The organism is Joostella atrarenae, from assembly GCF_021764745.1.
GTDB lineage: Bacteria > Bacteroidota > Bacteroidia > Flavobacteriales > Flavobacteriaceae > Galbibacter > Galbibacter atrarenae.
The window spans coordinates 1-274 of the sequence record NZ_JAETXX010000063.1 but is presented as its reverse complement, the minus strand read 5'-3'; the positions used below and the strand labels follow the sequence as shown (position 1 = coordinate 274).

The window sequence follows — 274 nt, the reverse complement described above, 5'->3', positions numbered from 1 at the left end:
CATCTCCAACGGATTGTGATAATCCATGTGAAAACCCTAGTATTAGTATTGGAGGAACGGAATGCTCAGAGGATTTAACAATTTATAGTGTGTTGTTTACAGCAGCTCCAGGAGTTACTGTTACAGCAGATCAGGGAACAGTAAATCTTGCTAGCGGAACAATCACAGGTATTCCAACAGGAACGAATGTTATTATTACAACTAGTTTTGCTGGTTGTACAGAAGATAGAGTGGTTACTGTAACTTCGCCAGAATGTGAAGAGACTTGTCAAAC

The 274-nt window shown here is 39.8% G+C and carries 1 protein-coding gene; it reads left to right on the top strand.

Annotation, left to right across the window (positions count from 1 at the left end):
- A partial coding sequence (locus JM658_RS17070) for a hypothetical protein (RefSeq protein ID WP_236961117.1) occupies positions 1 to 274 on the top strand: 274 nt, incomplete at both ends.